This window comes from Roseomonas sp. KE0001 (genome assembly GCF_016107285.1).
Taxonomy (GTDB): domain Bacteria; phylum Pseudomonadota; class Alphaproteobacteria; order Acetobacterales; family Acetobacteraceae; genus Pseudoroseomonas.
On sequence record NZ_RCVQ01000007.1, the window covers coordinates 176,611 to 197,176 of the forward strand.

At 72.3% G+C, this 20,566-nt stretch carries 19 protein-coding genes; 11 read left to right on the forward strand and 8 right to left on the reverse strand.

The features are described from left to right. The first annotated feature begins 39 nt into the window (after positions 1-39). From D9598_RS15210 to D9598_RS15220, 3 genes are all read left to right on the forward strand, one after another. The gene (locus D9598_RS15210; protein WP_198367385.1) at positions 40-1,449 is read left to right on the forward strand and encodes an L-lactate permease; all 1,410 of its coding nucleotides are present in this window, start codon (positions 40-42) and stop codon (positions 1,447-1,449) included. Between the two features lie 109 nt (positions 1,450-1,558). After that, complete coding sequence (locus tag D9598_RS15215) at positions 1,559-2,992, forward strand: aldehyde dehydrogenase family protein (protein ID WP_198367386.1); 1,434 nt, start codon at positions 1,559-1,561, stop codon at positions 2,990-2,992. 7 nt (positions 2,993-2,999) lie between these two features. After that, positions 3,000-3,329 (forward strand): YnfA family protein, encoded by a 330-nt coding sequence (locus D9598_RS15220; protein WP_198367387.1) that lies wholly within the window; start codon positions 3,000-3,002, stop codon positions 3,327-3,329. Between the two features lie 62 nt (positions 3,330-3,391). On the opposite strand, the gene D9598_RS15225 is transcribed toward D9598_RS15220, so the two are convergent. Then, positions 3,392-4,603, reverse strand: a complete 1,212-nt coding sequence (locus D9598_RS15225; protein WP_198367388.1) for an MFS transporter — start codon at positions 4,601-4,603, stop codon at positions 3,392-3,394. A 175-nt stretch (positions 4,604-4,778) separates the two neighbouring features. Between D9598_RS15225 and D9598_RS15230 the strand changes: the two genes are divergently transcribed. From D9598_RS15230 to D9598_RS15260, 7 genes are all read left to right on the forward strand, one after another. Further along, entirely contained in the window at positions 4,779-5,762 is a 984-nt protein-coding gene (locus D9598_RS15230; RefSeq protein ID WP_198367389.1) for a TRAP transporter substrate-binding protein, read from the forward strand. 115 nt (positions 5,763-5,877) lie between these two features. Next, a complete protein-coding gene (locus D9598_RS15235; protein WP_198367390.1) occupies positions 5,878-6,456 on the forward strand; it encodes a TRAP transporter small permease subunit in 579 nt (192 codons plus the stop codon). Continuing rightward, positions 6,453-7,730: a TRAP transporter large permease gene (locus D9598_RS15240; protein WP_198367391.1), complete on the forward strand. Its 1,278-nt coding sequence runs from the start codon at positions 6,453-6,455 to the stop codon at positions 7,728-7,730. The genes D9598_RS15235 and D9598_RS15240 overlap by 4 nt, the downstream gene beginning before the upstream one ends. Further along, on the forward strand, positions 7,730-8,401 hold the full coding sequence (locus D9598_RS15245) for a DNA-3-methyladenine glycosylase (RefSeq protein ID WP_198367392.1): 672 nt from the start codon (positions 7,730-7,732) through the stop codon (positions 8,399-8,401). Before D9598_RS15240 ends, D9598_RS15245 begins: the two co-directional genes overlap by 1 nt. 189 nt (positions 8,402-8,590) lie before the next feature. Continuing rightward, positions 8,591-9,193 carry an aldehyde dehydrogenase iron-sulfur subunit PaoA gene (gene paoA / locus D9598_RS15250; RefSeq protein ID WP_198367393.1) on the forward strand — a complete coding sequence of 201 codons (603 nt, stop codon included), beginning with the start codon at positions 8,591-8,593 and terminating at the stop codon, positions 9,191-9,193. Then, positions 9,190-10,188 (forward strand): xanthine dehydrogenase family protein subunit M, encoded by a 999-nt coding sequence (locus tag D9598_RS15255; protein WP_198367394.1) that lies wholly within the window; start codon positions 9,190-9,192, stop codon positions 10,186-10,188. The genes paoA and D9598_RS15255 overlap by 4 nt, the downstream gene beginning before the upstream one ends. Further along, complete coding sequence (locus tag D9598_RS15260; protein ID WP_198367395.1) at positions 10,185-12,395, forward strand: xanthine dehydrogenase family protein molybdopterin-binding subunit; 2,211 nt, start codon at positions 10,185-10,187, stop codon at positions 12,393-12,395. Before D9598_RS15255 ends, D9598_RS15260 begins: the two co-directional genes overlap by 4 nt. A 36-nt stretch (positions 12,396-12,431) precedes the next feature. On the opposite strand, the gene D9598_RS15265 is transcribed toward D9598_RS15260, so the two are convergent. The 3 genes from D9598_RS15265 to D9598_RS15275 are packed head-to-tail and all read right to left on the reverse strand — an operon-like array spanning position 12,432 to position 15,091. Then, positions 12,432-13,199: an alpha/beta fold hydrolase gene (locus D9598_RS15265; protein ID WP_198367396.1), complete on the reverse strand. Its 768-nt coding sequence runs from the start codon at positions 13,197-13,199 to the stop codon at positions 12,432-12,434. Positions 13,200-13,209: 10 nt separating this feature from the next. Beyond that, positions 13,210-14,073: a DMT family transporter gene (locus D9598_RS15270; RefSeq protein WP_198367397.1), complete on the reverse strand. Its 864-nt coding sequence runs from the start codon at positions 14,071-14,073 to the stop codon at positions 13,210-13,212. 7 nt (positions 14,074-14,080) lie between these two features. Then, on the reverse strand, positions 14,081-15,091 hold the full coding sequence (locus tag D9598_RS15275; RefSeq protein WP_198367398.1) for an NAD(P)H-quinone oxidoreductase: 1,011 nt from the start codon (positions 15,089-15,091) through the stop codon (positions 14,081-14,083). 168 nt (positions 15,092-15,259) lie between these two features. On the opposite strand from D9598_RS15275, the gene D9598_RS15280 reads away from it, so the two are divergent. After that, positions 15,260-16,495, forward strand: coding sequence for an ABC transporter substrate-binding protein (locus tag D9598_RS15280; protein WP_198367399.1), 1,236 nt, complete (start codon positions 15,260-15,262; stop codon positions 16,493-16,495). A 45-nt stretch (positions 16,496-16,540) separates the two neighbouring features. On the opposite strand, the gene D9598_RS15285 is transcribed toward D9598_RS15280, so the two are convergent. From D9598_RS15285 to D9598_RS15300, 4 genes are read right to left on the reverse strand one after another with little or no spacing between them, the layout of a single operon-like run. Next, positions 16,541-17,542, reverse strand: coding sequence for a Bug family tripartite tricarboxylate transporter substrate binding protein (locus D9598_RS15285; protein ID WP_370592048.1), 1,002 nt, complete (start codon positions 17,540-17,542; stop codon positions 16,541-16,543). Positions 17,543-17,593: 51 nt separating this feature from the next. After that, positions 17,594-18,721 carry an ABC transporter ATP-binding protein gene (locus D9598_RS15290; protein WP_198367400.1) on the reverse strand — a complete coding sequence of 376 codons (1,128 nt, stop codon included), beginning with the start codon at positions 18,719-18,721 and terminating at the stop codon, positions 17,594-17,596. Between the two features lie 3 nt (positions 18,722-18,724). Continuing rightward, entirely contained in the window at positions 18,725-19,639 is a 915-nt protein-coding gene (locus tag D9598_RS15295; RefSeq protein WP_198367401.1) for an ABC transporter permease subunit, read from the reverse strand. Positions 19,640-19,651: 12 nt separating this feature from the next. Next, complete coding sequence (locus tag D9598_RS15300; protein ID WP_198367402.1) at positions 19,652-20,536, reverse strand: carbohydrate ABC transporter permease; 885 nt, start codon at positions 20,534-20,536, stop codon at positions 19,652-19,654. Positions 20,537-20,566: the final 30 nt, after the last annotated feature.

Here is a 20,566-nt window from a genome sequence, read left to right on the forward strand (position 1 = left end):
CTGGCGCCCGGCCCGCCCCTGGCCGAGGATGGGCGCCCCATGCTCCTCCTGCTGCAAGCCGCGCCGCTCCTCCTGCTCCTGCTGTTGCTGATCTCCGGCCGCGCCGGCCCGGCCGTGGCCTGCCTGGCGGGGCTGGCGGCCAGCCTGCCGGCGGTGCTGCTCACCCTGCCGCAACCCGGCCTGGCGCCGGGCTTCCTGGCCTGGGAGACCCTGCGCGCGATCTATCTGGCGATGCAGCCCGTCGGCGTGCTGGCGGGCGGCCTGCTCTTCCACATGGCGGTGACCCGCCTCGCCCCGGCGGAGGAGGCGAGCCTCACCCTCTCGCCCCGGCGCGTCTTCGCCGCCACGCTGCTGGGCGGGGCCTTCGTCGAAAGCGTCACCGGCTTCGCGGTGGGCGCCGTCTTCGCGCTGGCCGGGCTGCGCCGCATGGGCCTCGGCGGCGCGCCGGCGGGGGCGCTGGCGCTGCTGGCACTGACCCTGGTGCCCTGGGGTGGCCTCGGCCCGGGCACGGCGCTGGGCGCGGCGCTGATCGGCGTGCCGCCACAGGCCCTCGCCCTGGCCACGGCCGGGCCGCACGTGCTCTGGCTGCTGGCCCTGACGCCGCTCTTCTGGCGCCTCTCCGCCCGCGCCGGCGTGCCGGTGCCGGGGCGGGAGAAGCTGGCCCAGCTCCTGCTGATGCTGCTCCTGGCCGGGCTGCTGCTGCTGGCCAACCTGGCGCTGCCCTTCGAGACCGCCGGCATCCTGGCCGCCGGCCTGCCCCTGCTCTGGGTGCTCTGGCGGCTCGACCCGCCGCGCGGTCCGGCCGGCTGGCGGCGCGCGCTGACCATGCTGGCGCCCTGGGCGGGGCTGACCGCCGCGCTGCTGCTGGCCCGATCCTGGCACGGCGCCCCGGCCCTCCATCCCTGGCCGGACCTGCCGCCCCTGCCCGTCACGCATGTGGCGGTGGTGCTCTGGACGGTGGCACTGCTGCTGCTGGCGCTCCGCCCTCTCGGCGCCGGCGCGGCCCTGGCCGACACGCTGAAGCGCGCGCGGCGGCCGGTGGTGGCGATGATCCTCTATGTCGTGCTCGGCCGCTGGCTGGCCGGCGCGGGCGTCGCCACGGCCCTGGCCGACGCGGCGGCCGGCGCGCTCGGCCCTTTCGCCGCCTATGCGATTCCGCCGCTGGGCTTCGTCTCCGGCATGGTCACCGGCAGCAATGTCGGCTCCAACGCGGCGCTGATGCCGGTGCAGGCGGCCCTGGGCCAGGCGGCCGGCCTGATGCCGGCTTTCGCCGGCGGGCTGCACAACTCGGCCGGGGCGGCGGCGGCCGGCATGAGCTTCGGCGTCACGGCGATGATCTGCGGCCTGCTCGCCGACGGCACGCGGCCGGCGCAGATCTGGCGCCTGCTGCTGCCCTCCATGCTGGCCGTGGTGCTGATGGGCTGGGGGTGGCTCGCCTTTGCTCGATGAGGGCGCCGATGACGGCCCCGCGGGCTTGCCCGCCGCCGCCGCCCGTGCGGGCTTGCCCGCTGCCACCGAAGGCGTAAACCCTCCCCGCGAAAGATCGGAGGGGCACGCCATGCAGACTCATGGACACTGGATCAACGGCCGCGAGGTCGCCGCCGAGCGGATGATCCCCGTCATCAACCCCTCGGATGGCGGCGTCATGGCACAGATCGCGCGGGGCGGCACGGCGGAGATCGATGCCGCCGTGCGCGCGGCGCAGGCGGCACTCGACGGCCCCTGGGGCCGCCTGTCGGCCACGGAGCGCGGCCGGCTGCTCGGCCGGCTGGCGGCGCTGATCCTGCGCGACGCCGAGGCCCTGGCGCAGGCCGAGAGCCAGGATGTCGGCAAGCCGATCCGCCAGGCCCGCGCCGACGCCACCGCCTGCGCCCGCTACTTCGAGTTCTACGGCGGCAGCGCCGACAAGATGCATGGCGACACCATCCCCTATGCCGACGGCATGACGGTCATGACGCTGTGGGAGCCGCATGGCGTCACCGGCCATATCGTGCCGTGGAACTACCCGATGCAGATCGTCGGCCGCTCGGTCGGCGCGGCGCTCGCCATGGGCAATGCCTGCGTGCTGAAGCCGGCCGAGGACGCCTCGCTCTCCTCGCTGATGCTGGCGCGGCTGGCCGCCGAGGCGGGCTTCCCCGAGGGCGTCTGGAATGTCGTCACCGGCCTTGGCGAGGAGGCCGGCGCGGCGCTGACGGCGCATCCGGGCATCGCGCATGTCTCCTTCACCGGCAGTCCCGAGGTCGGCACGCTGGTGCAGTCGGCCGCGGCGAAGCACACCATCCCGGTGACGCTGGAGCTGGGCGGCAAGAGCCCGCAGATCGTCTTCCAGGATGCGGACCTCGACACCGCGGCCGCCACGGTGATGAACGGCATCATCCAGAATGCCGGCCAGACCTGCTCCGCCGGCTCGCGCGTGCTGATCCAGGCGCCGGTCTTCGACCGCCTCGTCGCCGATCTCTCGGCGCGCTTCGGGCGGCTGGAGGCCGGCCCGGCCGAGCGTGACCTCGACCTCGGCCCGGTGGTGAACGCCGATCAGCAGAGGCGGGTGAAGTCCTTCCTGCAGGCCGCCCGTGCCGACGGGCTGAGCTTCGCCGGCCAGGGGCGCATCGCCTCCAACGCGCCGGAGGGCGGCTTCTACGTGCCGCCCACCCTGCTCGCCGATGTCGCGCCCGATCACCGGCTGGCGCAGGAGGAGGTCTTCGGCCCGGTGCTGACGGCGATCCGCTTCAGCGACGAGGCCGAGGCGCTGGCCATCGCCAACGGCACGCCCTTCGGCCTGGTGGCCGGCGTCTGGACCGCCGATATCGGCCGCGCCATGCGCCTCTCGCGCGGGATCCGGGCCGGGCAGGTCTTCATCAACAACTATGGCGCCGGCGGCGGCGTGGAACTGCCCTTCGGCGGCGTCAAGCGCAGCGGCCATGGGCGCGAGAAGGGCTTCGCCGCCCTGGCCGGCTTCGCCTCGCTCAAGACCATCGCCATCCGGCACGGCTGAGCCGGGCATGGTCCGCGCCGCGCTGCTGTACGGGGGTGCGGCGCTGGCCGAGATCGGCGGCTGCTTCGCCGTCTGGGCCTGGTGGCGGCTCGGGCGCGGCGCGCTCTGGCTGCTGCCCGGCCTTGCCCTGCTGCTGCTGTTCGCCTGGCTGCTGGCGCAGGTGGACAGCGCCGCGGCCGGGCGCGCCTATGCCGCCTATGGCGGGGTCTATATCGCCACGGCCCTGCTCTGGCTCTGGCTGGCCGAGGGTGTGGCACCCGACCGCTGGGACCTGATCGGCGGTGCCGTCTGCCTGCTGGGGGCGGCGCTGATCCTGCTCGGGCCGCGCGGCGGCTGAAGGGAAGCGGCGCCTCAGCCGCGCGGCGGCGGGCCATCTCAGCCGCGCTGCGGCAGGCCATCTCAGCCGCGCCGCGGCAGGCGCCCCAGCCGCAGCGCGGCCAGCAGCGCCACCGCCAGCCCGCCGGAGAGCAGGGCGGCCACGCCCGCCCATCCGCCCCGTTCCCAGGCCAGCCCGCCCAGCGGGCCGAGCAGGCTCGCGCCCATGTAGTAGGCGAAGAGATAGAGCGAGGAGGCCTGGGCGCGTGCCGCCCCGCCCCATTGGCCGACCCAGGCGCTGGCCATCGCATGCGAGCCGAAGAAGCCGAAGGTCAGCACCGCCAGCCCCAGGACGATCACCGGCAGGGCCCCGGAGAGGGTCAGCGCCAGCCCGGCCAGCATGGCGAGCACCGTCAGCCACAGCACCCGCCGCCGGCCGAAGCGGTCGGCCAGGCCGCCGACCAGGGCAGAGCTGCCGATGCCGATCAGGTAGATGCTGAAGACCAGCGCGACGCCCGCGTGGCTGAGCGCGAAGGGCGGCGCCAGCAGGCGGTATCCGATGTAGTTGTAGACGGTGATGAAGCTGCCCATGAACAGGAAGCCCAGCAGGAAGAGCAGCCGCATGCCGCCATCCCGCAGGTGCAACGCGAAGCCGGCGGCCAGCCCGCGCCAGGCCAGGGGCCGCGGCACGAAGCGGCGCGAGGCCGGCAGGCACCACCAGAAGACCAGCGCCGAAACCAGGCCGAGGGCGCCGACGCCCCCCACCGCCCAGCGCCAGCCGCCCCAGTCCAGCAGCAGGCCGGCCCCCACACGGCCCAGCATGCCGCCCATGGCCGTGCCGCTGACATAGAGGCCCATGGCATAGCCGCTGGAGCGCGGGTCGACCTCCTCGGCGATGAAGGCCATGGCGACGGCGGGCAGGCCGCACAGGGCGATGCCGAGCAGCACGCGCAGCGCCAGGAAGCTGCTCCAGCCCGGCGCCGCCGCGGCGGCCAGCGTCAGCAGGGCGGAGGCGATGACGGAGGCGACCATGACCGGCTTGCGGCCCAGCGCCTCGGAGGCGGCGCTGGCCACCAGCATGCAGACGGCCATCACCGCTGTCGGCAGGGAGAGCGACAGGCTCGCCGCGGCCGGGCTGACCCCGAAGGCCTCGGAGAAGGCCGGCAGCAGCGGCTGCGCCACGTAGAGCAGGGCGAAGGTGGCGAAGCCGGCGCAGAGGAAGGCCAGGTTGGTGCGACGAAAGGCGGGGGTGCCGCGCTGGATGTAGGGGGCTTCCTCACCCGGACCCTGCCTCACCCTGGGGCCTTCATGCCTGCCGCGCGCAAGACTCGTCTTTCCCCACCCCGTGTGCCGCAGCAATCAGATCATTCGCGCGGCTCCGCCGCAACAGATTGAAAGGCGGCAGGGCCTCCCCTAGAAGGGACCTCCAAGGCGGTCCGGGGCGAACCGGGGACAAGGGAGGATCATGATCATGGGCATCATTCGCCGCGCGGCACTCGCTGCCGGGCTCGTCGCGGGGCTGTCGGCCGTCACGCCGGCCGCGGCGCAGACTCAGTTGACCCTGCAGCACCCGCTGCCCACCGCCAACAGCCATTACGGCGCCGGCGCCATGGCCTTCAAGGAGAGCCTGGAAAAGGCCTCCAACGGCCGCTACCGCGTCACCATCCAGCGCAACGACAATGAGCGCGAGATGATCGAGAGCGTGCAGATCGGCACGCTGGATCTAACCATCACCTCCACCGGCCCCGTCGGCAACTTCGTCCCCGAGGTGCGGACGGTGGATGTGCCTTTCCTGTTCCGGAACTACGCCCATGCGCGCGGCGCGCTCGACTCGCAGATCGGGCAGGACATCCTGGCGAAGTTCCCGGCCCGCGGGCTGGTCGGCATCATCTGGATGGAGAACGGCTTCCGGCATCTGACCAACAGCCGCCATGAGGTCCAGACCCCGGCCGACATCCGTGGCCTGAAGATCCGCACCATGGAGAACCAGGTGCACATGCGCGCCTTCTCCACCCTGGGCGCGCTGCCGACGCCGATGGCCTTCTCCGAGCTGATCCCGGCCCTGCAGCAGGGCACGGTGGACGGCCAGGAGAATCCGATCCCGGTCATCGTCGCCAACAACATCAACCAGGTGCAGAAGTTCCTGACCTTGACCGGCCATGTCTACTCGCCGGCCCTGCTGATCGGCTCGCCGGCGCTGTGGAACGGGCTCAATGCCGCGGACAAGGCCCTCTTCATGGACGCGGCCCGCGCGGCGCGCGACGCCAACCGCGCCAAGGTCAGCACCGATGAACAGAGTGGCATCGATGAGCTGCGCCGGCGCGGCATGACGGTGGTGACCCGCATCGACACCGAGCAGTTCCAGGGCGCCCTCGCCACCGCCTTCGCCCAGTACGAGAAGGATCTCGACGCCGGGCTGCTGAAGCGCCTGCGCGACTGGAAGCCGCAGCCCTGACCGACCGCGCCGCCCGGCCGCCGGGCGGTCCGCCTTCTCCGCCATGATCCTCCGGGACCCCACCCATGCTCCAGCCGAACGCGGCGATCCAGACAAGCCCGGGACCAGCGCGGACGTGAACAGCATACCCCTTCAGGTCATCGGCGTGGCCAGCTTCCTCGGAACCCTGCTGGCCCTCTGGATCGGCCGCTCCGCCCCGGCGACCCGCGGCGCGATCCTGAGGATCGACCGGATCGGCATCGGGCTCGCCGCCCTCCTGGCCAGCCTGGCCCTGGTCGTCGCCTGTTTCGCCGGGCTGTGGCAGGTCATCGCCCGCTTCGCGACCGGGACGCCGGCCATCTGGAGCGAGGCCCTGGTGCGGACGGCGCTGATCTGGATGGCCATGCTGGGCCTGGCCATGGCGCTGCGCGCCGGCGCCCTGGTCAGCATCGACGTGGCGCACCGCTACAGCCATGGGGCGCTGCGGCGCGGGCTTCAGGCAGTGGCGCTCTTCGCCAACTGGCTGCTGATGGGCGTGCTGTTCTGGTTCGGCTGGAGCATGGCGCTGCGCGTGCGGTTCCAGGAGATGGCCGGGCTCGAGGTGCCGATGTCCTGGGGCTACGCCGCCATCCCGGCGGGCGCCCTCCTCGCCATCCTGGGCGCGCTGGGGCATTTCCTGGACCACCGCTCGACCGAGCTGGAGAACGCCGTATGACCAGCGCCATGCTCGGCGTCATGCTCGTCGGCTTCGCCATCGGCATTCCCGTTGCCGTGGCCATCGGCCTCGCCGCCATCATCGGCATCGAGGGCTGGACGCGCTTCCCCCTGATCGTGGCGGCGCAGCAGATCTTCGTGGCGCTCGACAGGTTCCCTCTTGCCGCCATCCCCTTCTTCATCCTGGCCGGCAACCTGATGGATGTGGGCGGGATCAGTCGCCGGCTGGTCGAGTTCGCCAAGTCCATGGTCGGTGGCGTGCAGGGTGGCCTGCCCGCCACCTGCATCGTCACCTGCATGATCTTCGCGGCGATCAGCGGCTCCTCCGTCGCCACCACCTTCGCCATCGGCACCATCATGATCCCGGCGCTGGTCAGGCACGGCTATCCGATCGGCTTCGCCGCCGCCCTGCAGGCCACCGCGGCGGAACTCGGCGTCATCATCCCGCCCTCGATCCCGATGATTCTCTACGGCGTCGCCACGCAGGTCTCGATCCCCGAACTGTTCCTGGCGGGCTTCGTGCCGGGAGCGCTGGTGGCCATGGCGCTGGTCGGCACCGTGCTGGTCTGGTGCCGCATCCAGGGCTGGGGCAAGCATGACGGCGATGGCCGCCTGCCCTTCCTCGCCGCGCTCCGCCAGGCCGGCTTCGCCCTGCTCATGCCGGTCGTGGTGCTGGGCGGCATCTATGGCGGCGTGACCACGCCGACCGAGGCGAGCGTGGTCGCGGTCTTCTACGCGGTGCTGGTCGGCATGTTCCTGCACCGCGAGCTGTCCTGGCGCGACCTCTACCCGATCCTGCGCAAGTCGGTGATCTCCTCCTCGGTGATCCTGTTCATCATCGCCTGCGCGGCGCTGTTCTCCTATCTGCTGAACCGGCAGGGCGTGCCGGACGCCGCCGCCGCCTGGCTGGTGGAGACCTTCGACAACGGCAATAGCTTCCTCTTCGGCGTCAACGTCTTCCTCTTCATCGTCGGCATGTTCGTCGAGACCAGCGCCAGCATCATCGTGCTGGCGCCGATCCTGGCCGATGCGGCGCAGCGCCTCGGCATCGACGGCGTGCATTTTGGAACCGTCATGGTGGTCAATCTGGCGCTGGGCATGATCACGCCGCCCTTCGGCGTCAATCTCTTCGCCGCGGCGCAGGTGGCGGGTTGCGGCATCGAGGCCATGATGCGCTATCTCTTCGTCTTCATCGCCGTGATCCTCTGTTGCCTGATGCTGATCACCTACATGCCCGCGCTGACCACCGCCCTGCCCACCCTGTTCTTCCGCTGATGCGCCCGCCGAGCCGCCCGGCCCGCGGACTGGCGCCCCGCGCCGCCCGCGCCCACCTCGCCACGGACCCGGTCCTCGGGCCGGTGATCCGCCAGGTCGGCGCCATGACCCTGAAGCCGCTGCGGCGCGAGCCCTATGAGGCGCTGGTGCGGGCGATCGCGCATCAGCAGGTGCATGGCCGCGCCGCCGAAGCCATGCTGAACCGCCTGATCGCGCTGTTTCCCGGCCAGGACTTCCCGCATGCCGAGGGCGTGCTGGCCCTGCCCGAGGACGCCATCCGCGGCTGCGGCTTCTCGGGCGCCAAGCAGGCGGCGATCCGTGACATCGCGCTGAAGTCCGTGGGCGGCCTGGTGCCGAGCCGCGCCGCCGCGGCGCGCCTGTCGGATGAGGAGCTGATCCAGCGGCTGGTGGCGCTGCGCGGCGTGGGGCGCTGGACGGTGGAGATGCTGCTGATCTTCACCCTCGGCCGGCCCGACATCCTGCCGGTGGACGATTTCGGCGTCCGCGAGGGCTATCGCCTGGCCGCCGGGCTGGAGGCGCAGCCGAAGCCGAAGGCCCTGGCCGAGATCGGCCTGGCCTGGGCGCCGTACCGCTCGGCCGCCGCGTGGTATCTGTGGCGCGCCGCCGATCTCGCCAAGGAAGGCCGCTTCAAGACGCCCGCCGCGATCTGAGCCAGGATCCGGGCCGACCTGGCCGGCGGCCGGAAACCTCGTCCCGCATGAGGGTTTATAGCTCGCATCGGCGCTGACCCGGCCTGCCACCAGGTCAGCCCATCGCCAAGGGACCGCGCCCCCGCCCGGGCGCGCCATGGCGTGGCGGTCCGCGCCCCCGCGGGCCTTCGCGAGACAGGGACGAGAAGCATGATCGATGACGCGCATGCCGCGCCGCGCCGGCAGGCGCCGGGGTCGGCGATGACGAGCGAGGCCTCCATGGCGGCGGGCTCCGCCGCCGCGCCCCGCCTGGACCTGCGCCTGACGGTGAATGGCAAGGAACGCAGCCTGCGGCTCGATCCACGGGTCACCCTGCTGGACGCGCTGCGCGAGCATCTGCGACTGACCGGCAGCAAGAAGGGCTGCGATCACGGCCAGTGTGGCGCCTGCACGGTGCTGGTGAACGGGCGGCGCATCAACGCCTGCCTGACGCTCGCCGTGATGCATGAGGGCGACAGCGTCACCACCATCGAGGGCCTCGGCACGCCCGAGGCGCTGCACCCGATGCAGGCCGCCTTCGTCAGGCACGACGGCTTCCAGTGCGGCTATTGCACGCCCGGCCAGATCTGCTCCTCGGTCGCGGTGCTGGAGGAGATCCGGGCCGGCATTCCCAGCCATGTCACGGAGGATCTGGAGCGGATCGAATTCGGCGAGGCGGAGCTGCGCGAGCGCATGAGCGGGAACATCTGCCGCTGCGCCGCCTATCCCAACATCATCGAGGCCATCCGCGAAGTCCAGGAACAGGGCGCATGAGGGCCTTCACCTACGAGCGGGCGGAGAGCCCGGCCGCCGCCGCCGCCGCCGTCGCCCGCAATCCCGAGGCCCGCTTCATCGCCGGCGGCACCAACCTGCTCGACCTGATGAAGCTGGAGATCGAGGCGCCGAGGCACCTGGTCGATGTCAACCGACTCGGCCTCGACCGCATCGAGGAGACTCCGGAAGGGGGCTTGCGGATCGGCGCGCTAGTGCGCAACACCGACCTGGCCGCCGATCCGCGCGTCCGGCGCGACTATGCCGTGCTGTCGCGCGCCCTTGTCGCCGGCGCCTCGGGGCAGTTGCGCAACAAGGCGACCACCGCGGGCAACCTGCTGCAGCGCACCCGTTGCCCCTACTTCTACGATCCGGCCATGCCCTGCAACAAGCGGCGGCCGGGTTCGGGCTGCGGCGCCATCGGCGGCTTCAGCCGCAACCTCGGCATCCTGGGCACCAGTGAGCACTGCATCGCGACGCATCCCTCCGACATGGCCGTGGCCATGCGGGCGCTTGATGCCGTGGTGGAGACCATCGACGCCGAGGGCGCGGCCCGCCGGATCCCGATCGCCGACTTCCATACCCTGCCCGGAGACACGCCCGAGATCGAGACCGTGCTGCGGCATGGCGAGTTCATCACCGCCGTGACCCTGCCGCCGCCGGCGGGCGGCATCCACCTCTACCGGAAGGTGCGCGACCGCGCCTCCTATGCCTTCGCCAGCGTGTCGGTGGCCGCCGTGGTCCATCCCGGCCAGGGTGCCTCGGGGGGTGGCATCGCCTCGGCGCGCCTCGCCTTCGGCGGCGTCGCGCACAAGCCCTGGCGCGTCGCGGAGGCGGAGGACCGGCTGGCCGATGGCGGGGATGCCGAGGCGGCCGCCGAGGCGGTGCTGCGGGGCGCCCGTCCGACCGGGCAGAACGCCTACAAGCTGCCGTTGCTGCGGCGGACCCTCGCCGGCGTGTTGGCGCAGGCCCGGCAGGGCCGAGGAGAAGATCGATGAAGTTCGACACGCCCGCCGGCCCCAACCCGTCCGACCGTGGCCGCGTCCTCGGCCAGCCGCGCGACCGCATCGACGGGCCGCTGAAGGTGTCGGGCCGCGCGCCCTATGCCTATGAGTACCATGCGGAGGCGCCCGGCGCGGCCTATGGCTGGATCCTCGGCGCCAGCATCGGCAAGGGGCGCATCGCCCGTATCGACCGCCGCGCCGCGGAGGCCGCGCCGGGCGTGCTGCTGGTCCTGACCCATGAGAACGCGCCCGAGCAGGGCGAGGACAGCGACTACGCGGCGCCGCAGCTTCAGGGGCCGGAGATCCTGCATTATGGCCAGGCCGTCGCCCTCGTCGTCGCCGAGAGCCTGGAGGAAGCGCGCGCGGCCGCGGCGCTGATCGACATCGCCTATGACGCGGCACCGGGGCATTACGACCTGGCCGAGGAGCGCGACCAGGCCAAGCTGCCGGAGTCCGGCCAGACGCCACCGCGCACCGATGTCGGCGACTTCGAGACCGGCTACGCCCGGGCGCCGGTGACCCTCGACGTCACCTACACGACGCCCGACCAGTCGCAGGCGATGATGGAGCCCCATGCCAGCATGGCCCTCTGGGAGGGCGACACCCTCACCCTCTTCACCTCGCACCAGATCATGCACTGGGCGCAGGAAGGCGTCGCCGCGACGCTGAGGATGCCGCAGGAGAAGCTGCGTGTCGTCAGCCGGTATGTCGGCGGTGGCTTCGGCTCCAAGCTGGAGGTCTATGCCGATGCCGTTCTGTCCGCCCTGGCGGCACGGCTGCTCGGCCGGCCCGTCAAGGTGGCGCTCAGCCGGCCGCTGATCTTCAACCACACGACCCATCGCGCCGCGACCATCCAGCGCCTCCGCATCGGCACCGAGCAGGACGGGCGGATCGTCGCCATCGCGCATGAAAGCTGGTCGGGCGACCAGGAGAGCGGCGGCACCGCCGAGGAGGCCTCCAGCCAGACCCGCCTGCTCTATGCCGGCGAGAACCGCATGACGCGCAACCGCCTCGCCACGCTCGATCTTCCCTTCGCCGGCTCGATGCGGGCGCCCGGCGAGGCGGTCGGCCTTCTGGCGCTGGAATGCGCCATGGACGAGCTGGCCGAGAAGCTCGGCATGGACCCCATCGAGCTGCGGGTGCGCAACGACGTCGGATACGCCCCGGAGGAAGGTCCGGCGAAGCCCTTCTCCAGCCGCAAGCTGGTCGAATCCCTCCGTGTCGGCGCGGAACGCTTCGGCTGGGAGAAGCGCACCGCGCCGGGCCTGCGGCGCGAGGGGCGCTGGCGGATCGGCCTCGGCGTCGCCGCCGCCGTGCGGCCCAACCTCGCGCAGCCCTCCCAGGCGCGGCTGCGCCTCGACGGCCAGGGCCAACTCACCGTCGAGACGCAGATGACCGATATCGGCACCGGCAGCTACACCATCCTGGCGCAGGTGGCCGCCGAGATGCTGGGCCTGCCGCTCGAGGCGGTGACGGTGCGGCTGGGCGACACGGACTTTCCGAAGGCCTCCGGCTCCGGCGGCTCCTGGGGGGCGAACAGCTCCGGTGCCGGCGTCTACGCCGCGGCGGCGGAGCTGCGAGGCATGATCGCGCGCAAGGCCGGCTTCAACGCCGATGACGCCGTCTTCGAGGATGGCGGGATCCGCGCCGGCAACCGGCGCATCGCCCTGGCGGATATCGCCGGAGCCGAGGGGCTGGTGGCCGAGGCCGGCATCGAGTTCGGCGACCTCAGCGAGAAGTATGCCCAGGCGAGCTTCGGGGCGCATTTCTGCGAGGTCGCGGTGGATGCCGACACGGCGGAGATCCGCATCCGCCGCATGCTCAGCGTCGCCGCCGCCGGCCGGGTGCTGAACCCCAAGACGGCGCGCAGCCAGTGCCTGGGTGGCATGACCATGGGCATCGGCGCGGCGCTGATGGAGGAGGCGGTGGTGGACCGCCGGCACGGCCTGTTCATCAATCACGACCTGGCCGAGTACCAGGTGCCGGTGCATGCCGACATCCCGCATATGGACGTGATCTTCCTGCAGGAGGAGGACGACAAATCTTCCCCCATCAAGGCGAAGGGCATCGGCGAGCTCGGCATCTGCGGCGTCGGCGCGGCGGTCGCCAACGCGGTGTACAACGCGACCGGCGTGCGCCTGCGCGACTATCCGCTGACCCTCGACAAGCTGCTGCGGGAGATGCCCGCCGCGGCGGCCTGAGGCGCCGGCCGGGCCGCCTCGGCGCCCGGCGGGTTCTCAGTCGAGGAAGGCGCCCAGCGCGGCGAGGAAGCCCTCCGGCCTCTCCGCATGGACCCAGTGACCGGCGCCCTTCACGGTGGCGAAGCGCGCCGCCGGAAACAGCGTCCGGAACAGGGGGCGGTGCTCGGCGCGGATGTAATCCGAGGTCTCGCCCGCCATGATCAGCGTCGCGCCGGGATAGCCGGCGCCGTCGGGGCAGGGCGGCGCGGCCTCGATCACGGACAGCGCCGCGGCGGTCTGCGCCAGGCCGTTGCGCCAGGCCGGAACGGCGCCGCCCAGGTCCAGGTTTTGCAGCAGGAAGCCCCGCACGCCGGGACTGGGAATGGCGGCCGCGAGGCCGGCATCCGCCTGTCGCCGCGTCAGGCCGGGGGTCAGCGGCAGGGCCAGCATGGCCTCGGCATAGGGCCGGAAGGCCGGTGGATAGTCCACCGGCGCGATGTCCACGACGACCAGCCGGGCGACGAGGTCCGGGCGGGTCAGCGCCAGCGTCATCGCCACCTTGCCGCCCATGGAGTGCCCGAGCAGAATGGCCGGGGTGGCGCCTTCCGCCGCCAGGGTCTCCGCCACATCCGCGGCCATGGCGGGATAGCTCATCTCCGCATCGTGCGGCGAGGCGCCATGGTTGCGCAGGTCCAGCGCCAGGACGCGGCGCGAGGCCGCCAGCGCTCTCTGCACCCCGGCGAAATTCTGCGCCTGCCCGAACAGCCCGTGCAGCAGGACCAGAGGCGTGCCGCCCTCTCCCATGCCGACGCTCCGCAACCGCATCGCTCCCCCCTCACCCGCGCGTGGCGACGATCACGCTGCTGCCGATCAGCAGCCCGCCGATGATCACGTCCATCCCCAACGGCTCGCCCAGCCAGAGCGTGGAGACGATGACGCCGATCGCCGGCGCCAGCAGGAAGCCCACGGAGGAGACCGCGCCCGGCAACCTCCGGCCGGCCTCGATCACCGCCCAGGTGCCGAGCGGCGCGACGATGCAGCCGACGGCCAGCGCATGCGGCCAGGCGCCGGGGCCGATGCCGCCCCCCGGCTCCATCAGCAGCGCCATCGGCACCAGGACCGTCCCGCCCAGCAGGAAGCACCAGGGCAGGTTCTCCAGCATGGTCGCGCGGGGCGGCACCCGGCGGGTGACGATGATGGCGCAGGACCAGAGCAGCGCCGCCAGCACGAGCATGCCGTGGCCGAGGAGCACGCCCGGCTCGCCCCAGTCCACCGCCCAGGGGCCCGCCAGGGCGGCGACGCCGGCGAGCCCCAGCCCCGCCGCCAGCCAGCGCCCGGGCGAGATCTGCTCGTGCAGCACCAGGACCGAGAGCGGCACCAGCCAGTAGATGGTCACATTGGCCAGCACGGCGGTCCGCCCGGCTGGAACCAGCGCCACGGCCAGATGGCTGAGCGCGAAGAAGCCGCCGAGCTGCAGCAGGCCGACCGCCAGCACCGCCGGCCAGTCGCTCCGCGCCGGCAGGCGCAGCCGGCGCAGGATCAGCAGCGCCACCCCGGCGACCAGCGCGCCGAGCAGCGTGCGGGAGACCGCGAACCAGAGCGGCGTGGCATCCGCCAGCGCCGCCTTGGTGATCGGCCAGGCGCCTCCGAAGAGGGTGACGGCGATGAGGAGGAGCCGGAGATCGGCGAGGCGGAGCATCCGCAGGTCAGTGGTCGGCGACCGCCAGCATGATCTTGCCGATGTGTGTGCTGCTCTCCATCAGGGCATGCGCGGCCGCGGCCTCGGCGAGCGGGAAGACCTTGTGGATCAGCGGCCCGCTCTCGCCCCGCGCCAGCAGCGGCCAGACCCTGGCCTCCAGCTCGGCGGCGATCGCGCCCTTCTCGGCGGTGGTGCGCGGGCGCATGGTGCTGCCGGTCACGGTCAGGCGCTTCAGCATGATCGGCCGCAGGTCCACCTTCTCCGCCTCATGTCCCTGCAGGAAGGCGATGATGACCAGCCGGCCGTCCTTCGCCATGCAGCGCAGGTTGCGCTGGAAGTAGGCGGCGCCGACCATGTCGAGCAGCACGTCCACGCCCTCCTTGTCGGTCAGGCGGCGCACCTCCTCGAGGAAGTCCTGGGTCCGGTAGTTGATCGCGGCATCGGCGCCGAGCTTCAGCATCGCGGCGCATTTCTCGTCGCTGCCGGCCGTGGCGAGGACACGCGCGCCGAAGGCCTTGGCGAGCTGGATGGCGGTGACGCCGATGCCGGAGGTGCCGCCATGGATCAGCACCGTCTCGCCCGCCTTCAGCCGGCCATGGCCGAACAGGTTCGCCCAGACGGTGAAATAGGTCTCCGGCAGCGCCGCCGCGCGGATGGCGTCGAACCCCGACGGCCAGGGCAGGGTCTGCGCCTCGGGCGCGGTACAGTACTCGGCATAGCCGCCGCCATTGGCCAGGGCGCAGACCCGGTCACCCGGCTTGTAGCGGCGCGCCTCGGCCCCCACGGCGACGACCTCGCCGGCGACCTCGAGGCCGATCACCGGACTGGCGCCGGGCGGCGGGGGATAGAGGCCCTTGCGCTGCTGCACGTCCGGCCGGTTCACCCCGGCCGCGAGCACGCGGATCAGCACCTCATCCGGCCCCGGCCGCGGCAGGGGGCCGCGCGCAGGAACCAGCACCTCGGGCCCGCCGCCCTCCCCATGGGTGATGAACGTCATCTCCTGCGGCGGCTTCGTCATCGGCGTCCCTTCCTCGCGCAGATATCATCCTGCGGAGGCGGAGGGTCGGCGCCACGGGAGGTTCCGTCAAGCGGCGCGGACCATCTGTCACCGAAAAGGCACGCGGCTGTTGCACGGCGCGCGCGGTGGCCCCAGCATGGGCCTCCGCCCGCCCTGCCGGAGGGGTCCATGCCGCCAGTCCGCCGCCGCGTGTTGCCGGGGCTTGCCCTCGCGCTCGGAGCATGGCCGCGCCGGTCCGCGCGGGCGCAGGCACGCGCTTCCGCGGCGGAGCTGCGGATCGGCGCCATCTATCCCTCCTCCGGCCCCTTCGCCCTTCTGGGCGATGAGAGCTTCCGCGGCCTGGAGCTGGCGGTCGAGGCCCGCAACCGCCTGGGCGGGGTGCAGGGCCGGCCGCTGCGGCTGGTGCGCGCGGAGGCGGCGGACGCGGCGCAGGCCGGCGAGGCGGTGCGGCGCCTCTCGGCCGCGGGCCCCGAGCGCGTGGCGGCGATCTTCGGCACCGGCGCGTCGGTCCTCTCCGCCGCCGCGACCCAGGCGGCCGAGCTGCAGAGCATGCCCTATTTCGAGCTGGGCGCCACGGCGGATTCCATCACCGGGCGCGGCTTCCGCCATGTCTTCCGCACCTGCCCGCATGCCGGCGACCTCGCCCTGCTGTCGCTGCGCGCCGTGTCGCAGCTGGTGCCGGCCCTCTGGCCCGGCGAGGGCGGCGAGCCGCGCATCGCGGTGCTGCACGAGGATGGCCTCTGCGGCCGGGCGGTGGGCGGGCTGCAGGAGGCGGGGCTGCGCGGCGCGCCCGGACTGCTGGGCCGCTTCCCCTATGTGCCGGGCGGGCAGGACCTGCCGGCGATGGTGCAGCGGCTGCGCGCCGGCCACGCCCGCTTCCTGCTGCACACGGGGCCCGCCGGCGAGGTGCTGACGCTGTTCCGCGCGATGCGTGAGGCGCAGTGGCGCCCGGCCATGGTGATCGGCGCCGGGGCCGGATACAGCCTCGCCGATACCGCGCAGGCGATGGGCCGGGCCTTCGAGGGCGTGATGAGCGCCGACGTGCCGCCTTATGCCGCGGCCGGGCCGGCCGGCGAGGCGGCGCGCGAGCTGGCCGAGGCCTATACCGGCACCTACGGCCATCCGCCCCGTTCCGGCCACAGCCTGGCCAATTGCGCCGGGGCGACGCTTTGCCTGGAGGCGCTGCACCAGGCCGGCTCGCTGGAGGCGGGGCGCATCCGGGCGGCGGTGCTGGCGCTCGACATCAGCGCGGCGGAAGGCCCCTTCGGCTGGGGCGCGGCCTTCGATGAGGCCGGGCAGAACCGGCGCGCGCCCCTGGTGCTGTCACAGTGGCAGCACGGCCGGCTGCTGCCGGTCTTTCCCGCCGAGGCCGCCGCCGCGGCCCCGCGGCCGGAACTGGGCTGAGAGCGCGCCGCCCCGGCATCCGCGGTGCCAGGGCGGCGGAAAGGTTCAGTCGGCCTTGATGCCGGCCTCCTTGATGATCGGCTCCCACTTGGCGATCTCATCCGTCAGCCACTTCGCGGCGGTCTGCGGCGTGGTGTCGCTGCGGGTGGTCATGGTCAGGTCGGCGAGGCGTGCCTTCACCGTGTCCATCGCCATCACCTTGTTGATCACCTCGTTGAGCTGCTGGACGATCGGCTGCGGCGTGCCCGCCGGGGCCAGCACCATGTGCCAGGTATAGGCCTCGTAGCCCGGCACGCCGGCCTCGTTGAAGGTCGGCATGTCCGGCAGCTGCGGGATGCGCTCGGCGGAGGAGATGGCCAGGCCGCGCACCTCGCCGCGCTGGACGAAGGGCAGCGCGCTGTTGGCCACGTCGAGCATCATCGCCACCGTGCCGTTCAGCAGGTCCGGCATGGCGGCGGCCGAGCCGCGATAGGGGATGTGGTTCACCTTCAGCCCGCCGGCCTGCTTCAAGAACAGCTCGCTCGCGAGATGCAGCGCGGCGCCGTTGCCGGTGCTGGCGTAGTCGAACTCGCCGGGATTCTTGCGGAACAGCTCGATCAGTTCCTGCAGCGTCTTCGCCGGCACGTCCTTGTTCACCATCATCAGCATCGGGATGGTGCCGACCATGGCGACGGGCGCGAAGTCCTTCACCGGATCGAAGGGCAGCGTCGGGTAGATGGCGCGGATCGCCGCCTGGGCGATGGTGGTGTAGAGCAGCGTGTGCCCGTCCTTGGGGGCCTTGGCCACGGCATCGGCGCCGACCACGGTGCCGGCGCCGGTGCGGTTCTCGACGATGACGCGTTGCGGCAGGGTCTTCGACAGTTCCTCCGCGATCAGCCGGGCTGGGATGTCGGTCGGGCCGCCGGCCGAGAAGGGCACCACCAGGCGGATCGGCTGGTTCGGCCAGGCCTCCTGCGCCCGCGCCGTGCCGGGGAGCAGGGCGGGCATGGCCAGCGGCGCGGTCAGGGCGGCGCCCGCGGCGAGGAGAGTGCGGCGAGACATCGTCATCAGTTCTGATCCCAGGATATTCTCAGACAGGCTGCCATATTTGCACGCCTGTCACGTCGTGGCCAGGAGCGCCGGCCGCCGCGCGGCCTCCCCCGCCCCCGCCGGCGAGGCGCCACGGCCGCCCTCGCCGCCGATCCGCTGCCCGCTCCCGCTGTCGAAGAAATGCAGGCGGGCGGTGTCGAAGCCCAGGCGCAAAGCGGCGCCCCGCGCCGGGGCCAGCTCCGCCGGCCGGTGCAGGGCCATCGCCGCCCCGCCCGCCAGCCGCGCGTGCACCAGCAGGCTGGCGCCGAGATCCTCCACCAGCGCCACCTCAGCCTCCAGATCCCCCTCCCCCACATGCTCGGGGCGGATGCCCAGGGTCACCGCCTGCCCGGCCGGCAGGCGAAGCGGCAGCGGCACCACCACGCCCCCCTCCAGGCGGAGCCCGGCGCCGTCCGGCGTCACCGCGCCCGGCAGAAGGTTCATCGCCGGCGTGCCCAGGAAGCCGGCGACGAAGAGGCTGGCCGGCGCAGCATAGACCTCGCGCGGGCGCCCCTCCTGCTCCACCCGGCCGCCCCGCATCACCACCAGGTGGTCCGCGAGCGTCATCGCCTCCTGCTGATCGTGCGTGACCAGCACCGAGGTGGCGCCAAGCTGCTCGTGCAGGCGGCGCAGCTCGAGCCGCATCTGCACCCGGAGCTTGGCGTCGAGGTTGGAGAGCGGCTCGTCATAGAGGAAGACGCGCGGCCGGCGCACCATGGCCCGGCCCATGGCCACGCGCTGCCGCTGGCCGCCCGAGAGCTGGCCCGGCCGCCGATCGAGCAGCGCATCGAGGCCGAGCGCCGCCGCCGCCTCCGCCACCCGCGCCTGCCGCTCGGCCCGCCGCACGCCGCCCACCTTCAGCGGATAGCCGATGTTCTCCGCCACCGTCATGTGCGGATAGAGCGCGTAGTTCTGGAAGACCATGGCGCAGCCGCGGTCCTTCGGCTCCCGCTCGTTCATCCGCGCGCCGCCGATGCGCAGCTCGCCGCCGCTGATGCCCTCGAGCCCGGCGATCATGCGCAGCAGCGTGGACTTGCCGCAGCCCGAGGGGCCGAGGATGACGGTGAAGGCCCCGGGCGGCAGGACGAGATCCAGCTCGTGGATGGCGATGCTGGCGCCGTAGCTCTTGCGCGCGGCGATGAACTCGATGGCGGCCATGTCTCACTTCTCCGTCTGCACCAGGCCGCGCACGAACCATCGCTGCATGAGCACGACGATGGCGAGCGGCGGCAGCATGACCAGCAGCGCGCCGGCCATGACGATGTTCCATTCCGGCAGGCTGTCGCCGCGCGGCACCATGCGCGCGAGCTCGACCATCACCGTCGCGCGGTCGGGCTCCGTCGTCACCAGCAGCGGCCAGAGGTACTGGTTCCAGGAATAGACGAAGAGGATGGTGGCGAGCGCGGCCATGGTGGTGCGCGAGAGCGGCATCAGCACATCCCGCAGGAAGCGCAGCGGCCCCGCGCCATCCATCTTCGCGGCCTCCACCAGCTCCTCCGGGATGGTCAGGAAGAACTGGCGGTAGAGGAAGGTGCCGGTGGCGGTCGCGACAAGCGGCAGCACAAGCCCCACCGTGCTGTTCAGCATCTGCCATTCCAGGCTGATGCGGATGCCGGCCACGGCCTCGATCAGCCCGGTCAGCCCGGTCACGTCCAGGATCGCCTGGAACGGCCGCAGCGCGTTGGCCGCCACCGCGTAGGTCGGCACGATGCGGACCTCCAGCGGCAGCATCAGCGTGATGAAGATGATCCAGAACACCACCATCCGCGCCCGCCATTCGAAGAAGACGATGGCGAAGGCGGCCAGCATGGCGAGCGCGATCTTGCCGATGGTGACGCCGAGCGCGACGCCGAGGCTGGTCAGGAAGCGCTGGGCGAAGTGGCCGCGCTCCCAGGCCGCCACGACATTCTCCCAGAGATGCGCGCCGGGCAGCCAGTTGATCGGCATGCGGTTGACCCCGGCGAGGTCATGCGTGGCGGCGACGAAGGCGAGCCAGACCGGCAGCAGCAGCGACAGCGCCGAGAGCGCCAGCAGCAGGTGCGTGGCCAGATCCAGCCAGGGGCGGCGTTCGACCATGATGCGTCCCCTTCAGCGGTAGTGCATCTTCCGCTCGACGAAGCGGAACTGGATGAAGGTGAGCGCGACGACCAGGCCCATCAGCACGATGCTCTGCGCGGCCGCGCCCGAGTAGTCGAGGCCTTTGAAGCCGTCGGAATAGATCTTGTAGACCATGAGGTCGGTCGCGCGGGCCGGACCGCCGGCGGTCATGATGTCCACCAGGCCGAAGCTGTTGGTGAAGCTGTCGGTCAGGTTGATGATGACGAGGAAGAAGAAGGTCGGCGCCAGCAGCGGCATCTGGATGTCGCGCATGCGCCGCAGCGGCCCGGCGCCGTCCATCGCCGCCGCCTCGTTCAGCCCGCGCGGGATGGATTGCAGACCCGCCAGGAAGAAGACGAAGTTGTAGGCGACGAGCTGCCAGGCGCCGGCCAGGATCAGCATGAGCAGGGCATGCGTGCCGTTCAGCGACGGGTCCCACAGGCCCGGCATCATGGCGTTGAACAGGCTGAAGACGCCGGCGCGCGCATCGAAGACGAAGCGGAAGATCATGCCGATGGCGGGCGCGGCGATGGCGTAGGGCCAGATCAGCGCCAGGCGCCAGCCGCGGCTGCCCGCCACCTCGCGGTCGACGAAGAGCGCCAGCAGCAGGCCGATGCCGATGGCCAGGGCCGAGGTCGCCACCGCGTAGAGGATGCTGATCCGCACCGAGGACCAGTAGTGCTGGCTCGAGAAGACCTCGGCGAAGTTCTGCCAGCCGACCCATTCCCGGCCGCCGCCCCAGGGCTGTTCCAGGGTGAAGGCCCATTGAAAGGCCTCCCCGGTCGGCCAGTAGAAGAAGACGAAGATGATGAGAAGCTGCGGCAGGACCAGCATCCAGGGCAGCCAGGGCGAGCGGAAGGTGGCGCGGCGTTGCAAGCGAGGTCATCCCCGATCGGGTCAGGAGAG

What these genes read in the sequence shown, in the direction of transcription:
- D9598_RS15265 (WP_198367396.1), bottom strand. Translation starts at nt 13,199, where the DNA reads ATGCGGTTGCGGAGCGTCGGCATGGGAGAGGGCGGCACGCCTCTGGTC.
- D9598_RS15220 (WP_198367387.1), top strand. Translation starts at nt 3,000, where the DNA reads ATGGTCCGCGCCGCGCTGCTGTACGGGGGTGCGGCGCTGGCCGAGATC.
- D9598_RS15275 (WP_198367398.1), bottom strand. Translation starts at nt 15,091, where the DNA reads ATGACGAAGCCGCCGCAGGAGATGACGTTCATCACCCATGGGGAGGGC.
- D9598_RS15210 (WP_198367385.1), top strand. Translation starts at nt 40, where the DNA reads ATGCTCCTCCTGCTGCAAGCCGCGCCGCTCCTCCTGCTCCTGCTGTTG.
- D9598_RS15240 (WP_198367391.1), top strand. Translation starts at nt 6,453, where the DNA reads ATGACCAGCGCCATGCTCGGCGTCATGCTCGTCGGCTTCGCCATCGGC.
- D9598_RS15215 (WP_198367386.1), top strand. Translation starts at nt 1,559, where the DNA reads ATGCAGACTCATGGACACTGGATCAACGGCCGCGAGGTCGCCGCCGAG.
- D9598_RS15290 (WP_198367400.1), bottom strand. Translation starts at nt 18,721, where the DNA reads ATGGCCGCCATCGAGTTCATCGCCGCGCGCAAGAGCTACGGCGCCAGC.
- D9598_RS15295 (WP_198367401.1), bottom strand. Translation starts at nt 19,639, where the DNA reads ATGGTCGAACGCCGCCCCTGGCTGGATCTGGCCACGCACCTGCTGCTG.
- D9598_RS15270 (WP_198367397.1), bottom strand. Translation starts at nt 14,073, where the DNA reads ATGCTCCGCCTCGCCGATCTCCGGCTCCTCCTCATCGCCGTCACCCTC.
- D9598_RS15280 (WP_198367399.1), top strand. Translation starts at nt 15,260, where the DNA reads ATGCCGCCAGTCCGCCGCCGCGTGTTGCCGGGGCTTGCCCTCGCGCTC.
- D9598_RS15230 (WP_198367389.1), top strand. Translation starts at nt 4,779, where the DNA reads ATGGGCATCATTCGCCGCGCGGCACTCGCTGCCGGGCTCGTCGCGGGG.
- D9598_RS15285 (WP_370592048.1), bottom strand. Translation starts at nt 17,542, where the DNA reads ATGACGATGTCTCGCCGCACTCTCCTCGCCGCGGGCGCCGCCCTGACC.
- D9598_RS15245 (WP_198367392.1), top strand. Translation starts at nt 7,730, where the DNA reads ATGCGCCCGCCGAGCCGCCCGGCCCGCGGACTGGCGCCCCGCGCCGCC.
- D9598_RS15260 (WP_198367395.1), top strand. Translation starts at nt 10,185, where the DNA reads ATGAAGTTCGACACGCCCGCCGGCCCCAACCCGTCCGACCGTGGCCGC.
- D9598_RS15255 (WP_198367394.1), top strand. Translation starts at nt 9,190, where the DNA reads ATGAGGGCCTTCACCTACGAGCGGGCGGAGAGCCCGGCCGCCGCCGCC.
- paoA (WP_198367393.1), top strand. Translation starts at nt 8,591, where the DNA reads ATGATCGATGACGCGCATGCCGCGCCGCGCCGGCAGGCGCCGGGGTCG.